12 protein-coding genes are annotated in these 13,559 nt (G+C 72.2%); 2 read left to right on the top strand and 10 right to left on the bottom strand.

The features are described from left to right. Positions 1 to 53: 53 nt before the first annotated feature. Positions 54 to 1,070 (top strand): alpha/beta fold hydrolase, encoded by a 1,017-nt coding sequence (locus ACWFRU_RS20020; protein WP_453688707.1) that lies wholly within the window; start codon positions 54 to 56, stop codon positions 1,068 to 1,070. Between the two features lie 14 nt (positions 1,071 to 1,084). On the opposite strand, the gene ACWFRU_RS20015 is transcribed toward ACWFRU_RS20020, so the two are convergent. From ACWFRU_RS20015 to ACWFRU_RS19980, 8 genes are all read right to left on the bottom strand, one after another. Next, positions 1,085 to 2,797, bottom strand: coding sequence for a serine/threonine-protein kinase (locus ACWFRU_RS20015; RefSeq protein WP_453688705.1), 1,713 nt, complete (start codon positions 2,795 to 2,797; stop codon positions 1,085 to 1,087). A gap of 110 nt (positions 2,798 to 2,907) precedes the next feature. Continuing rightward, positions 2,908 to 4,020, bottom strand: coding sequence for a bifunctional 3-oxoadipate enol-lactonase/4-carboxymuconolactone decarboxylase PcaDC (gene pcaDC / locus ACWFRU_RS20010; protein WP_453688703.1), 1,113 nt, complete (start codon positions 4,018 to 4,020; stop codon positions 2,908 to 2,910). Further along, the gene (locus ACWFRU_RS20005; RefSeq protein WP_453688902.1) at positions 4,017 to 5,612 is read right to left on the bottom strand and encodes a lyase family protein; all 1,596 of its coding nucleotides are present in this window, start codon (positions 5,610 to 5,612) and stop codon (positions 4,017 to 4,019) included. The genes pcaDC and ACWFRU_RS20005 overlap by 4 nt, the downstream gene beginning before the upstream one ends. A gap of 92 nt (positions 5,613 to 5,704) precedes the next feature. Further along, positions 5,705 to 6,259 (bottom strand): protocatechuate 3,4-dioxygenase subunit alpha, encoded by a 555-nt coding sequence (gene pcaG, locus ACWFRU_RS20000; protein ID WP_453688701.1) that lies wholly within the window; start codon positions 6,257 to 6,259, stop codon positions 5,705 to 5,707. Further along, positions 6,259 to 7,029 (bottom strand): protocatechuate 3,4-dioxygenase subunit beta, encoded by a 771-nt coding sequence (gene pcaH, locus ACWFRU_RS19995; RefSeq protein ID WP_453688699.1) that lies wholly within the window; start codon positions 7,027 to 7,029, stop codon positions 6,259 to 6,261. The genes pcaG and pcaH overlap by 1 nt, the downstream gene beginning before the upstream one ends. A gap of 62 nt (positions 7,030 to 7,091) precedes the next feature. Next, positions 7,092 to 8,294, bottom strand: a complete 1,203-nt coding sequence (locus tag ACWFRU_RS19990; RefSeq protein ID WP_453688900.1) for a thiolase family protein — start codon at positions 8,292 to 8,294, stop codon at positions 7,092 to 7,094. 2 nt (positions 8,295 to 8,296) lie between these two features. Continuing rightward, positions 8,297 to 8,968 (bottom strand): CoA transferase subunit B, encoded by a 672-nt coding sequence (locus ACWFRU_RS19985; protein WP_453688697.1) that lies wholly within the window; start codon positions 8,966 to 8,968, stop codon positions 8,297 to 8,299. Then, on the bottom strand, positions 8,968 to 9,750 hold the full coding sequence (locus ACWFRU_RS19980; protein ID WP_453688695.1) for a CoA transferase subunit A: 783 nt from the start codon (positions 9,748 to 9,750) through the stop codon (positions 8,968 to 8,970). The genes ACWFRU_RS19985 and ACWFRU_RS19980 overlap by 1 nt, the downstream gene beginning before the upstream one ends. A 167-nt stretch (positions 9,751 to 9,917) precedes the next feature. Here ACWFRU_RS19980 and ACWFRU_RS19975 point away from each other — a divergent pair, with 167 nt between their 5' ends. After that, positions 9,918 to 10,385, top strand: coding sequence for a MarR family winged helix-turn-helix transcriptional regulator (locus tag ACWFRU_RS19975; protein ID WP_453688693.1), 468 nt, complete (start codon positions 9,918 to 9,920; stop codon positions 10,383 to 10,385). Between the two features lies 1 nt (position 10,386). Here the strand turns inward: ACWFRU_RS19975 and ACWFRU_RS19970 are convergent, their stop codons facing one another. Both ACWFRU_RS19970 and ACWFRU_RS19965 read right to left on the bottom strand, forming a co-directional pair. Next, positions 10,387 to 11,328, bottom strand: a complete 942-nt coding sequence (locus ACWFRU_RS19970) for a DUF3048 domain-containing protein (protein ID WP_453688691.1) — start codon at positions 11,326 to 11,328, stop codon at positions 10,387 to 10,389. Positions 11,329 to 11,366: 38 nt separating this feature from the next. Further along, positions 11,367 to 13,160, bottom strand: coding sequence for a hydroxysqualene dehydroxylase (locus ACWFRU_RS19965; protein ID WP_453688689.1), 1,794 nt, complete (start codon positions 13,158 to 13,160; stop codon positions 11,367 to 11,369). Between the last annotated feature and the right edge of the window lie 399 nt (positions 13,161 to 13,559).

Here is a 13,559-nt window from a genome sequence, read left to right as displayed (position 1 = left end):
CCCGAAACCCTCGCGAAACCACCCCATCGCGCCGTCCGCCTACACTCCGGCCCATGGCGCGGATCCTGCCCTTCCAGCCCAGGCGGCTTCCCACCGGCGACGAGAGCGGGCCCGCCCTGCGGTTCCGTACCGTGCACGGCTACCGGCGCGCGTACCGCGTCGCGGGTGAGGGACCGGCGATTCTGCTGATCCACGGAATCGGCGACTCGTCCGCGACATGGGCCCCGCTGATCCCCCGCCTGGCCCGTACCCACACCGTCATCGCCCCCGACCTGCTCGGCCACGGCGCGTCCGAGAAGCCCCGTGCCGACTACTCGGTGGCCGCGTACGCCAACGGGGTCCGCGACCTGCTCGGCGTGCTCGGCATCGAGCGGGTCACCCTCGTCGGGCACTCGTTCGGCGGCGGGGTCGCGATGCAGTTCGCCTACCAGTTCCCCGAGCGCGTCGACCGGCTCGTCCTGGTGAGCACCGGAGGCGTCGGCCCGCAGGTCACCCCCGTGCTGCGGGGCGTCTCACTGCCCGGCGCCGCGCTGCTGCTCTCCCTGCTCGGACTGCCCGGCGCCGATCTGCCGGTGCGGGCGACCGTCGCGCTGCTGCGGCTGCTCGACACCGGGCTCGGCCAGGACGCACCGGAGCTGGTGGGCCTGGTCGACGCACTGCCCGACGTGTGGGCGCGGGCCGCGTTCATCCGTACGCTGCGGTCGGTCGTCGACTGGCGCGGCCAGGTGGTCACGATGCTGGACCGCTGCTACCTCGCCCAGGGCATGCCCACCCTCATCGTCTGGGGCGACCGGGACGGCGTCCTTCCGGTCGACCACGCGTACACCGCGCACGAGGCGATGCCCGGCAGCCGCCTCGAAATCTTCCCGGGGGCCGGGCACTTCCCCTTTCACGCCGATCCGGTGCGCTTCCTCGCGCTCGTCGAGGAGTTCATCGGGGCGACGGAACCGGCCAATTGGAGCATCGACCAGTGGTGGCGGCTGCTGCGGGCGGGGCGGCCGGGCGACGAGGCGTACGTCGACGCGATCGAGCGGCGGTACCGCGAGGCGAGCGAGCGGAGCGCCACCTAAGGGCCCAACTCGCTCTAAGGGGCCTGACCCGCCCGCCGCCAGACCGTCATGTCCGCCGTCATGAAGCTGAACCCGTCGTTGGGGAGCGCGGTCGACTTCACCTGGACCACAAGGAGGGCGATGTCCCCGGCGGGGTTCTTCACGCAGATCTCGCTGCCGGCCGCCACCGCGGCCAGCGGGAGGTCGTGGCTGTCGGCGCCCGTGAGGGCGACGCGGCACGATTCGAGGGTGGCCCCCGGCTTGCTGTAGAGCAGGGAGATCACGCTCTTGTCGCTCTCCAGCGAACAGCGGTCCTGCCCGCAGACGAAGCGCAGGTCGCCCTTGCGGTCCTTGCGGCGGGTGGGCTCCCGGAGGCTCACGGAGTTCTTCTCGTCGAACCATTCCTGCGGATACGCGGCGGGGCGTGGCGTGGTGGGCGCGGTCTCGGAGGACTTCGAGGAGGGGCGCGTACCGTCCGAAGAGCCGTCGTTCGCGTCACCGGCCTCGGCGTTCTCGCCGGTCACCGAGTCCTTGCCGTCCCCGGAACCCGAGCCGGCTCCGGATGTGGAGCCCGACGCGGACCCCGACGACCGGCCGGTCGCGTCCGAACCGGACGCATCCGAACCGGACTTCGAGTACGTGTCACGGACGCGCAGGCCCATCGCGTCCGTGACCGCCCACGTCAGGCCGAGCACCAGCAGTGCGCACCCCGTCACCACGGCCGCGATGAGCGCGTTGCGTCTTCGGTGGGCCCGCCGCTCGTCAGGACCCGTCGGCCGGGTCACCGGCAGCGGCTGAGGCGGCGCGAACAGCGGCATCGTGTGCACGGGCGTGGGGTGGGGCACCGGCGCCGGGACCGTGACCTCGGGCCCCATGACATCCCGCCAGACGGCCAGGCCCGCTCCCGCGTCGGTGTCCGGGCCAAGACGTCGGCGGCACCACTCGACGATCTCCGCCGGGGTGGCCCGGTCCCGCGGATCGGCGGCCAGGCACTTGGCGAACAGCGGGCGCAGTTGCGCGGGCAGGAGGGAGAGGTCGGGCTCCGAGTGCACGATCCGGTACAGCACGCTGACCGAGGGCCCGTCGCCGTACAGCGGCTCGCCCAGCGCCGCGAACGCCGCGGTCTGGCCCAGCGCGAAGACGTCGGTGGCCGCCGTGACCTCACCCACGGACGCCTGCTCGGGAGCCATGAACTGGGGTGTGCCCGCGGCGGAACCCGTGGCCGTGTACGCCGAGGTGGCGCTGGAGGTCAGCGAGATGCCGAAATCGATCACGCGCGGCCCGTCGGCGGCGAGGAGGACGTTCGACGGCTTCAGGTCACGGTGCACGATTCCGGCGCCGTGGATGGCCTGCAGCGCCTCCGCGATCCCCGCCATCAGCCACAGCAGCGCGGGTACCGGCAGCGGGCCGCGCCGGGCGACGGCCTCCGTCAGGGAGGGACCGGGTACGTACAGGGTGGCGAGCCAGGGCGGTGCGCCGTCCGCGTCGGCGTCGATCAGCTCGGCCGTGTAGGCGCCCCGGACCCGCTGGGCCGCCTTGATCTCCCGGCCGAACCGCCGCCGGAAGGCCGGGTCGTCGGCCAGTTCGGGCCGTACGACCTTGATCGCGACCGGGCGGCCGCCCTGCGTGTGCGACAGATAGACCCGGCCCATGCCGCCGGCGCCGAGTCTGGCCGCGAGTCGGTAGCCGGCCACCACCGGAGGATCCTCCGCCTGCAGCGGCTGGAACACCTCAGTCGCGTCGTTCATCGCCTCTTGCCCCCCGCTCCCCTGACCCCTGAGCCCCAGCTCTTCTGATCCCCCTGATCAGCAGCAGCCTAAAGGAATGGCCCGAGACCGTTTACTCCTCTACTACTTCGCTACTCCTCGGAGAGGACCCGCTGTGCTACTGCGAACGCCGCATTGGCCGCGGGCACACCGCAGTAGACCGCCGTCTGGAGCAGCACCGCGCCGATCTCCTCGGGGGTGAGCCCGATGCGGCGGGCCGCCCGGATGTGCATGGCCAGCTCGTCGTGGTGCCCGTGCGCGACCAGGGCCGTCATGGTGATCATGCTGCGTTCGCGGCGCGCGAGGGTGGGGTCGGTCCAGATCTCGCCCCAGGCATAGCGGGAGATGAAGTCCTGGAAGCGGGCTGTGAAGGGGGTGGTGCTGCCCTGCGCGCGGTCCACGTGCGCGTCGCCGAGCACGGCCCGCCGGACCGACATGCCGCTCGCCGCCGCTCCTGTCAGGTGTGTGCGCAGCGCGGCGACCACGGCCTCCGGGCGCTCGGCGGGCGCCAGATGGGAGGCGCCCGCCAGCTCCGTGAGGGAGGCGCCCGGCACGGCGTCGGCGATCTCGCGTGCGTGGGCGGGCGGCGTCGCGGGGTCCTCGCGGCCGGCGACGACGAGCGTGGGCGCGGTGATCGACGCCAGCGCGTCCCTGATGTCGTACGCCGCCAGCGCGTCGCAGCAGGCGGCGTACGCGTCGGAGTCGGTGGTCCGGTGGTCGTCCACCAGGCCGGGGACGGTGAAGCCGGGGGTGAACCAGCGCTCCGGGGCACTCCGCGCCAGCGAGTCGAGCCCTTCGCGGCGAACGAGCGCCGCGCGTTCCTCCCAGCGGGCGCTGCCGCCGAAGTGCGCCGACGAGCAGATCACGGCGAGGCTCTCCGCGCGCTCCGGGTGGTGCGCGGCCAGGTGCAGGCCGACGGCGCCGCCGAGGGAGACACCCGCGTACGCGAAACGGTCGATGCCGAGGGAGTCGGCGAGCGCGAGGACGAGCGCCGCCAGGTCGGCGACGGTCGCCCCCGGGCCGATCAGGTCGGCGGGGGACTTGCCGTGGCCGGGCAGGTCCCAGCGGACGACCCGGTGGGTGGTGGAGAGTTCGGGCGCCACGGCGTCCCACAGGGCGGTGGAGGTGCCGAGGGACGAGCCGAGGAGGAGGGGCGGCGCGGTCGGGGCGCCCTCGGTGGTGTGGTGCGGCAGCTTGCCGGTCATCGTCGCTCCAGGGCTCGGTCGGTGAGGGCTCCGGCGGAGCCGGTGTAACGGGCGGGGTCGGTGAGTTCGGTGAGGTCCACGGCGGCAAGACCGGGCTCCTCGGCGAGTACCTCCGCGAGGGTCCTGCCCTCGTCACGGGTACGGCGGGCCGCCGAGGTGAGCAGCTCCTTCGCGCGGGCCCGGCCCAGCAGCGGCGTCAGCTCGGCGGTGAGCCGCTCGGAGACGATCAACCCGTGGGTGAGGCCGAGGTGTTCGCGCATCGCCTCCGGGTGGACCCGGAGGTTCTCGGCGAGTTCCGCCGCGTGGTGGCTCGCGCCGCCCACCGTGCGCAGGAGGTCGCGCAGGGTCTCCCACTCCGCGTGCCAGGCCCCCGCCGGGCGTTCGTCCTCGGCGGCCATCGACGCGTGCAGCGTCGCGGCCAGGGCGGGGGCGCGGCGGGCGGCGGCCGCGACGAGGGTGGAGCGCACGGGGTTCGCCTTGTGCGGCATGGCGGAGGAACCACCGCCCGCCCCTTCGGAAACCTCGGCGAGCTCCGTGCGGCTGAGGGTGAGGACATCCACGGCCGCTTTGCCCAGCGCCCCGGCGACGAAGGCGAGAGCTCCGGCGAGGTCGGCCACGGGGGTGCGGAGGGTGTGCCAGGGCAGAACGGGTTCGGCCAGCCGCAGCTCCCGCGCGTAGATGCCGACGAGCTTCTCCGCGAGGCTGCTTCCCGCCGGGGGAGTGCTGGCCGATGACGTGTTGGCCGGGGCCGTGGTGGTCGGACACGCGTCGGCCGAGGAGGCGTCGGTCGAGCGGGTCGACGGCGTGTCGGCCGGGGCGGCAGGGAGCGCGTCGGCCGGGGACGCGTTGGTCGAGGGCGAGTTGGGCGAGTGGACCTCGGCCGGGGCGGCCGGGGGTGCGGCGGCCGGGAGCGCTTCGGCTGAGGGCGAGTTGGGCGGGGGAGTCTCGGACGGGGTGGTCGGCACGTGGACCGGGGGCTCGCCTCCCGAAGAGGCCCCCGCAGAAGCTCCGGCCTCAGCCGAGCCCGTCCCCGCCAGGTCCCCGCTGCCCCCGTAAGCCCTGAGATTCCCGTACGCGCCGAAAGCCGCCAACGTCCCCGCCGCCCCGCCCAGTTGGGCCGGGAGTGTGTCGCGCACCGTCCGCACCCTGTCCCGTGCGTCCAGGGTCAGTGAGCGCCAGCCCGCCGCCTTGAGGCCGAACGTCGTGGGGACCGCGTGTTGGGTCAGGGTGCGGCCCGGCATCACCGTGTCCCGGTGTTCTGCCGCCAGGCGGGCCAGTGCCGCCTCCGTGCGGGCCAGGTCCGCCAGGATCAGGTCGAGCGTGCGCCGCGCGACCAGCATCAGCGCGGTGTCCATGATGTCCTGGCTCGTCGCGCCCCGGTGGACGTACGGCGCGGCCTCGGCCGGCACCGCCGCCGTCAGGTCCGCGACCAGCGGGATCACCGGATTGCCGCCGGACCGCGCGCGGAGCGCGATGTCACGTACGTCGAAGCGATCGGCCGAAGCCGCCGCGCCGACGCCCGCCGCCGCGTCCGCCGGGGCCAGACCCGCCTCGGCCTGCGCCCGCGTCAGCGCCGCCTCCGCGTCCAGCATCGCCTGCAGAAGGGCGGAGTCGTCCGTCGCGGTCTCGGCCGGGGAGCCCGCTCGCCCGGGGGCGAGCAGGCCGACGTCGGTACCTTCAACACTCACTGGAACTCCAGGAACACCGTTTCGCCCTCGCCCTGAAGGCGGATGTCGAAACGGTACGTGTGGCTTGCCTCGGAGCGGGCGATCAGCGTCGTACGCCGCGCCGGATCGAGGGAGCCGAGGAGCGGGTCGCCCGGCTCGTCGACCAGGTAGGCGCGCGTGTACAGGTGGTGGAGCAGGCCGCGCGCGAAGACCGCGACCGCGATGTACGAGGCGCCGCCCGGCGGGAGCGTACGGACCGTCCAGTGGCCGTCCGCGTCGGTGGGGACGCGGCCGAACCCGGTGAACGCGACACCGTCACGGCCGATGACCTCGCCGGTGACCGGGTCGTGCCGCAGCGATCCCGGCGCGCCCGTGCGGGAGCCGTCGGGTGCGGGCTGCCAGGTCTCGATGAGCGCGTCCGGGACGGGGTTTCCCGCGCCGTCGTACACGTGCCCGTGCAGGGTGATCGTGTCCGGGTGGCCGGTCGGCGCGACCTCGCCGCCGCGCGGGAAGGGCAGGGCGTAGCCGTAGAAGGGGCCGACGGTCTGGGAGGGAGTCGGAGCGTACGACATCAGTGGTGGTCGCCTTCCTCGAAGAGCGTCGCGGACGGGCCGTCGAGCACGATGTCCCAGCGGTAGCCCAGCGACCACTCGGGGGCGGAGAGATCGTGGTCGTAGGAGGACACCAGGCGCTGTCGCGCCGACTCGTCGGTGACCGAGCGCAGGACCGGGTCGTAGGGGAACAGCGGGTCGCCCGGGAAGTACATCTGCGTCACCAGCCGCTGCGTGAACGCAGTGCCGAAGAGCGAGAAGTGGATGTGCGCGGGGCGCCACGCGTTGACGTGGTTGCGCCACGGGTACGCGCCCGGCTTGATCGTCGTGAAGGAGTACGTTCCCTCGTCGTCGGTCAGGCAGCGGCCGAAGCCCGTGAAGTTCGGGTCGAGCGGAGCCGGGTGCTGGTCCAGCTGGTGGGCGTAACGGCCGGACGCGTTGGCCTGCCACAGCTCGACCAACTGACCGCGCACGGGCCGCCCTTCGCGATCCAGGACACGCCCGGACACGGTGATCCGCTCGCCGAGCGGCTCGCCCAGGTGCTGGCGCGTGAGGTCGCGGTCGAGCGCCGTGATGTCGGTGACGCCGAAGGCGGGACCGCTCAGCTCGACCGCCTCGGGGTCGCGCAGCGGGACCAGCGGCTGCTTGGGGTGACGGAAGTGGCTGCTGCGGTACGGGGGATAGTCACGCGGCGGGTGGTCGGAGGGCGCGGCAGCAGCCTGCGCCTTCGCGACCTCGGTGTCTATCTCCTGCTGGCTCAGCCCGTCGGGCAGGGGTTCGGTGAGGGTCATGTCTCTCGGCTCCGTGAGAACGGCGTGCTGTGGAGTAGGGGGATCGCGGAGGGGGGCCGCGGTCAGCGTTCGAGGACCAGTGCCAGGCCCTGGCCGACGCCGATGCACAGGGTGGCGACGCCCGTGCCCGAGCCGCGCCGGGCGAGCTGGTGGGCGACGGTCCCGGCCAGGCGCGCGCCGGAAGCGCCGAGCGGATGGCCGAGCGCGATCGCGCCGCCGAGCGGGTTCAGGACGGCCGGGTCGAGGTCGGGCCATTCGGCCGCGCACCCCAACACCTGTGCCGCGAACGCCTCGTTCAGCTCCAGTGTGCTCAGATCGCCGAAGGACCTGCCCGCCTTCGCGAGGGCGCGGTTGACGGCCTCGACCGGCGCGAGGCCGAAGTAGTGCGGCTCGGTCGCGGACACGGCGGACGCCGACACACGGGCCAGCGGCTCGCGGCCGGTCGCCCGCAGGCCCTCCTCGTCGACCAGGAGGAGTGCTGCCGCGCCGTCGTTGAGGGGCGAGGCATTGCCGGGTGTGACGGTTCCGTCCGGGGTGCGGAAGGACGGCTTCAGCTGGGCCATGGCCTCCAGGGAGGCGTCGGCGCGTACGCACTCGTCACGCTCGAAGAGGACGGGCTCGCCCTTGCGCCGCGGGACGGAGACCGGGGCGATCTCCGCGTCGAACAGGCCGTCTCGCTGTGCTGCGGTGGCCTTCTGATGGCTGCTCAGGGCGTACGCGTCCTGCTGCTCGCGTGTGATCTTGTGCTTGTCGGCGATGAGTTCGGCGCTCTCGCCAAGCGGGATCGTCCACTGTGGCTCCATCTTCGGGTTGACCATGCGCCAGCCCAGAGTGGTGGAGTACAGCTCGGTGTGCCCGGCGGGGAAGGGGCGGTCGCTCTTCGGCAGGACGTAGGGGGCGCGGGTCATCGACTCGACCCCACCGGCCACCGCGACGGAGAGGTCGCCGAGCGCGATGGCCCGTGCTGCCTGGATGACGGCTTCGAGCCCGGAGGCGCAGAGCCGGTTGACGGTCACGCCCGGCACCGTCACGGGCAGACCGGCGAGCAGGGCGGCCATGCGGCCGACGTTGCGGTTCTCCTCGCCCGCGCCGTTCGCGTTGCCGAAGTAGACGTCGCCGATCCGGGAGGGGGCCAAGTCCGGCGTACGGGCCAGGAGTTCGCGGATCGCGTGCGCGCCGAGATCGTCCGGGCGGACCCCGGCCAGCGCGCCGTTGTACTTGCCGACGGGGGTGCGTACGGCGTCGACGATGTAGACGTCGCGCAGGCTCATGACGGGGTTCCTCCGGAGTGCTCGGCGCAGAGGGCCTCGGGGACGCGGACCTTGGCCGCGGTCTTGGCGGTGATCTCCTCGGGAGTGACGCCGGGCGCCGACTCGACCAGTTCCAGGCCGGTTTCAGTGACGTCGAGGACGCCGAGATCGGTGATGATCCGGTTCACGCAGCCCTTGCCGGTCAGCGGCAGCGCGCACTCCTCCAGGATCTTGGGGGAGCCGTCCTTGGCGGTGTGCGTCATCGCCACGATCACCGTGCGGGCGCCGTGCACCAGGTCCATCGCACCGCCGATCCCCGTGATCATCTTGCCGGGGATCGCCCAGTTGGCCAGGTCTCCGCGCGCGGAGACCTGCATGGCGCCGAGCACCGCGACATCGATGTGACCGCCGCGGATCATCCCGAAGGACAGGGCGGAGTCGAAGTAGGAGGCGCCGGGGCGGACGGTGACCGTCTCCTTGCCCGCGTTGATCAGGTCCGGGTCCACCTCGGCGTCGGTGGGGTAGCGGCCCACGCCGAGGATGCCGTTCTCCGACTCCAGGATGACCTCGACGCCCTCGGGGAGGTAGTTGGGGATCAGCGTGGGCAGGCCGATGCCCAGGTTCACGTACTGCCCGTCGCGCAGCTCGCGTGCGGCGCGTGCGGCCATCTGCTCTCGCGTCCAGGCCATCAGCCGCTCACCGTTCCTCGTGCCTGCGGCGCGGAGACCGTACGCTGCTCGATCTGCTTGTCGGCGGCCTGCTCGGGGGTGAGCTCGACGACCCGCTGGACGTAGATCCCCGGCAGGTGCACGGCGTCGGGGTCGATCTCGCCCGGCTCCACCAGTTCCTCCACCTCGGCGATGGTGACCCGTCCGGCCATCGCGGCCAGGGGGTTGAAGTTGCGGGTGGACTTGTTGAACACGAGGTTCCCGTGCCGGTCGCCCTTGGCGGCCCGCACCAGGGCGAAGTCGGTCCGGATGCCGTGCTCCAGGACGTACTCCCGCCCGTCGAACTCCCGCACCTCCTTGGCCGGCGAGGCGAGCGCCACCCCGCCCGAGCCGTCGTAGCGCCACGGGAGTCCGCCGTCGGCGACCTGCGTGCCCACCCCGGCAGGGGTGTAGAACGCCGGGATGCCGCAGCCTCCCGCGCGCAGCCGCTCGGCGAGCGTGCCCTGCGGGATCATCTCCACCTCCAGCTCACCGCCGAGGTATTGGCGGGCGAACTCCTTGTTCCCGCCGATGTACGACCCGGTCACCCGCGCGATCCGGCCCGCCGAGAGCAGCACGGCGAGGCCCGACTCCATCGCCCCGCAGTTGTTGGACACCACCCGCAGGCCCGACACGCCGGCCTCGTACAGTGCCGCGATCAGCACGCCGGGCACACCGCTCAGCCCGAACCCGCCGACCGCCAGGGACGAGCCGTCCCCCACATCGGCCACCGCGTCGGCGGCCGAGGCCACCACCTTGTCCATCTGTCGAGCCCCATCTCTTCCAGGCCTTCGATGCCCCGTCCATTAATCAGGGCACTGACTATTTCCACGAGGTCCGGCTTACGCTGCCACTCGTTCCGTGGGCCGTCAAGAGCGGGTAGTGTTCAGTGCACCTACAGAAATCTCCGGTACAGGCAGTGGAGGAACTCATGGCCGCGGTGGACCTGACCACCCACCCCGGGCACCTGGCCCGGCGGCTGCAGCAGGCGCACTACCTGCTGTGGAACACGATGGTCTCCGAGGAGATCACCTCGCCGCAGTTCGCCGTCCTGAACGCCCTCGTCGCCGAGCCCGGCCTCGACCAGCGCACCGTCGGCGAGCGGGTGGGCCTCGACCGGTCCACCATCGCGGAGGTCATCAGCCGCCTGATCCGCCGCGAACTGCTCGACAAGGTCCGCGACCCGCAGGACGGCCGCCGGTATCTGCTGCACCTCACCGACGAGGGCAAGCGCACGCACCGCAAGCTGACGGTGCGGACGGCCCGCATGAACCAGGTCTTCCTCGGGCCGCTCTCCGCGGCCGAGCAGACGGTGTTCTTCGACCTCATCCAGCGGGTCTCGGACGCGGCGGAGGGTCTGCGCAACCCCATCGAGTCCGTCGCCGCCCACCAGGGCTGAGTCACGCCTTCGCGTACACCACCCACACCTGCCCCTTCGCGAACGGCAGGGGTTCGCCGTCGTCCGCCGTCGTGAACTCCGTGCCGTCCTGCGGGAGCGACCGCTCCCAGCGCGCCTCGTAGGCGCGGCCGTCCCGCAGGACCCGCGCCTTGCCGGAGCCGACGGTCTCGGTGTACGGCGTGTTGTTGCCCCCGCGGTCGTGGAACCGCGACTCGCGCACCTTCACGTACTGCACGACGACCGTCGACGCGCCGAGCGTCTTCCCGTCCGATGTACGGGCCCGCTCGCCGTCCATGGAGACCAGCCAGCGCTTCTGCTCGGCGGCCCAGGTGAAGGTGAACCGGGCTGCCGGGAAGCGGACGGTGCGCTCGCGTTCCGGTGTGCCGCCCTTGGGGCGCGGCCCGAAGCTGAAGCCCGTGCTCTGCAGGCCTCCGTCGCCCGGATCGGCGTCCAGTGCCTTCGGGCGTACGAAGAGATTGTGCGGGGCCGGTTTGTCGCCGCCCCGGAAATAGGCGTCCCCCGGTGCCTTGCCGGGCGGCAGTTGGCGCAGAGGGGCCGCCGAGATCAGCGGGAGGAGCTTCGACTGCGCCCCGGAGAACACGAGCGCCGGGTCGTCGAACTGCCGCAGCAGTTCCAAGTCCGTCTCACGCGCGCTGCGCACCGGGCCGATGACCGGCGGCAGCTCGCCCGCGTACACCGCCATCAGGCGGCTCAGACCGGCCTCGACCTGCTCCGCGTACACGACGTCCGCCGCGTCCAGGCCCGTCTGGGGACGGGCCGGACCCACGTTGTCGATCTTCACGGCGAGCACGCGCCCGCCGCCGGCGTCCTTCCCGTCGCCCTCGCCGGTCCGGCTCAGGGTGCAGCCGGGTGCCAGGGCCAGGGCGGCGACGGCCGCCACCGCCGCCACCGCCGCACGTCGTGTCCGTGTCCGCGTTCCCATACGGGTGTCCTACCCCGTACGCCCCCGCTTTCCCGCCCTCAGCCCAGATCGAGGGCGTTGCGCAGGCCGAGCCGGTAGCGGGTGCGGTCGTGGCGCTTGAGCAGCTCGATCGCGGGAGCGCGGTACAAGGACGTCACCGTGCACCGCTCGGCATCCGAACCGACCCTCTCCAGGACGGCGTTCACCGCTTGGCGTGCCGAGGTGTTGGCGCCCTCCATCGTCGCGAGGTCGATCGGCACGGCCACGTAGTCGCCCGCCAGGCAGAGGTTGGGGATCTTCGTCGCCGCCGACGGGCGGTTGTGCAGGGTGCCGACCGGGTGGATGAGCAGCTCGTCCTCGTTGGTCGGGTCCGGCGTCCCGATGCCGTCGACGCCGGGGTCCAGGAACCACGAGTGCAGCTTGCCGTCGCTCAGGACCACCTTGCCGGTGTCGTTGAGCGCGGCCTTGAGCTGCGCCCACACCTCCTTGGCGACCTCGTCGCGCGTGCACTGCTTGGCCGTCTTGCCGTAGAGGATTCCCGGCTTGTCCCACTCGGAGATGTCCACGGAGAGGCACTCGACCGCGACACCGTCACCGTAGTCCGCCGCGAAGTCACGGTCCGGCCAGTGGCCCGCCTGGGCGATGCCCGTGAGCGACCAGGGCGAGTCGATGCAGTTGAAGTGACCTTTGACGGTGGGCGGACGCTCCGTCAGATAGAACTGGATGCCCGTCATCCAGTCGGTCTCCAGCTTGTCGCAGCGCGCCAACTGCGGGTCCGCGGCCTTCAGTTCCGCGCTCCACGTCTTGCGCGCGTGCTCCACCGGCATGGCCTGGATGTAGTGGTCGGCGGTGATGTCGCGGCGTACGCCGTCCGGGTCCTCGATGACGGCCTTGGTGATGCGACCGCCCGCGAATCCCAACTGGCGCACGCTCCAGCCGATCCTGAACTCCACGCCGAGCGACTTCAGATGGGTCACCCAGGGGTCGATCCACGCCTCGTTCGTCGGGGCGTTGAGCAGCCGGTCCGGCGGGCCGTCCGCGCCCTGGCCGAGCGCGTTGAAGACGAAAGCCTCCCCGAGCGTGCCGACGGTGCGGGTGCTCGCCTCCTCGGCCTTGGTGGCGACGATGTTGCGGGTGACGCCGATCGCGAGGATGCGCTGGTAGTCCTTCGACATCTTCGCGGCACGCGTGAACTCCCACCAGGGCGTCGACTCCCAGGTGCTGTCACGTCGTTCGTCACAGCTCGTGAGGAAGACCAGGGCGCGGTTCACGAAGTACGCGACCTCGTGCGCGGGCAGGTTGAAGGCGGTGTCGAGGAGAGCCGTGAGTGCGCGTGCGATGTCGTCCAGGGTGAGCTTCTCCGGTTCGCTGCCCGGCCACGGGATCGGCATCCGGATGTCCTCGCGTCCGGTGCGCGCGAAGGACATCTCGCGCGGCGCCGCGAGGTTGTCCCAGACGCCGTTCGCGTTCCCGGGGAAGGGGATGCGGCGCATCGTGTCCGGGAGGTTGTGGTAGATCCCCGGGATGAACCGGAACCCGTGCTCGCCCGGCAGCGGCTTCCGGTTGCCCTTCGCGCTGTCCGGTACGTCCATGCTGCGGGCCTTGCCGCCGAGCGCTCTGCGCTCGTAGACCGTGACGGCGAAGCCGCGCTCGGCCAGCTCGTGCGCGGCGGTCAGGCCGGCGACGCCGCCGCCGAGGACGGCCACGGAGACCTTCGCCGGATCTGCCCGCGGGGCGCGGTCCGCGGCCGCCGCCGGAAGCGCCCCCGCGCCGAACGCCGCCACACCGCCCGCGGCGGCCGCCCCCGCGACGAACGTCCGCCTCGTGCTGCCCGTGGCTCCCGAGTACCCCATGCACCGGCCCCCTTACCGTAAGTAACTCCCGTGTCAGGCGCAGGAGCATACGGTCGGCGCTCATGGGGTGGAAGCGGCGCGAGGTCAGGGGCGTGAACATTGGCGCGATCGCGTTCCGCCCGCCTTCCGACCGCTTTCCGGTCGCGTTCCCGGCACGGCTCCGGCGAGTGCGGCCCGGGGTGGTGTGACGTGCGTATGACCGGAGTGCGAAGGCTGCGTTTCCGGAAAGCCGGGGGGTGCGCGATGACTTGACCCTCTCTTGATGGCGTGGCTAGTTTCAACGCCATGCGAATATCCCGGCGGTTCAAGCAGCGGCGCGCTGTTGATCTGATGCGCGTGGCCACCGCTCTGTGTAGCTGACCTTCGCAACGCTTCGTGATGAGCCGCGGGGAAATTACC

This window comes from Streptomyces sp. NPDC055099 (assembly GCF_053607685.1).
This window is presented reverse-complemented; position numbering and strand designations above follow the sequence as displayed.

Excerpts from the sequence above, each read along its gene's own strand:
- ACWFRU_RS20020 (WP_453688707.1), top strand. The coding sequence starts at position 54 with ATGGCGCGGATCCTGCCCTTCCAGCCCAGGCGGCTTCCCACCGGCGAC.
- ACWFRU_RS20015 (WP_453688705.1), bottom strand. The coding sequence starts at position 2,797 with ATGAACGACGCGACTGAGGTGTTCCAGCCGCTGCAGGCGGAGGATCCT.
- pcaDC (WP_453688703.1), bottom strand. The coding sequence starts at position 4,020 with ATGACCGGCAAGCTGCCGCACCACACCACCGAGGGCGCCCCGACCGCG.
- ACWFRU_RS20005 (WP_453688902.1), bottom strand. The coding sequence starts at position 5,612 with ATGCTGGACGCGGAGGCGGCGCTGACGCGGGCGCAGGCCGAGGCGGGT.
- pcaG (WP_453688701.1), bottom strand. The coding sequence starts at position 6,259 with ATGTCGTACGCTCCGACTCCCTCCCAGACCGTCGGCCCCTTCTACGGC.
- pcaH (WP_453688699.1), bottom strand. The coding sequence starts at position 7,029 with ATGACCCTCACCGAACCCCTGCCCGACGGGCTGAGCCAGCAGGAGATA.
- ACWFRU_RS19985 (WP_453688697.1), bottom strand. The coding sequence starts at position 8,968 with ATGGCCTGGACGCGAGAGCAGATGGCCGCACGCGCCGCACGCGAGCTG.
- ACWFRU_RS19980 (WP_453688695.1), bottom strand. The coding sequence starts at position 9,750 with ATGGACAAGGTGGTGGCCTCGGCCGCCGACGCGGTGGCCGATGTGGGG.
- ACWFRU_RS19975 (WP_453688693.1), top strand. The coding sequence starts at position 9,918 with ATGGCCGCGGTGGACCTGACCACCCACCCCGGGCACCTGGCCCGGCGG.
- ACWFRU_RS19970 (WP_453688691.1), bottom strand. The coding sequence starts at position 11,328 with ATGGGAACGCGGACACGGACACGACGTGCGGCGGTGGCGGCGGTGGCG.
- ACWFRU_RS19965 (WP_453688689.1), bottom strand. The coding sequence starts at position 13,160 with ATGGGGTACTCGGGAGCCACGGGCAGCACGAGGCGGACGTTCGTCGCG.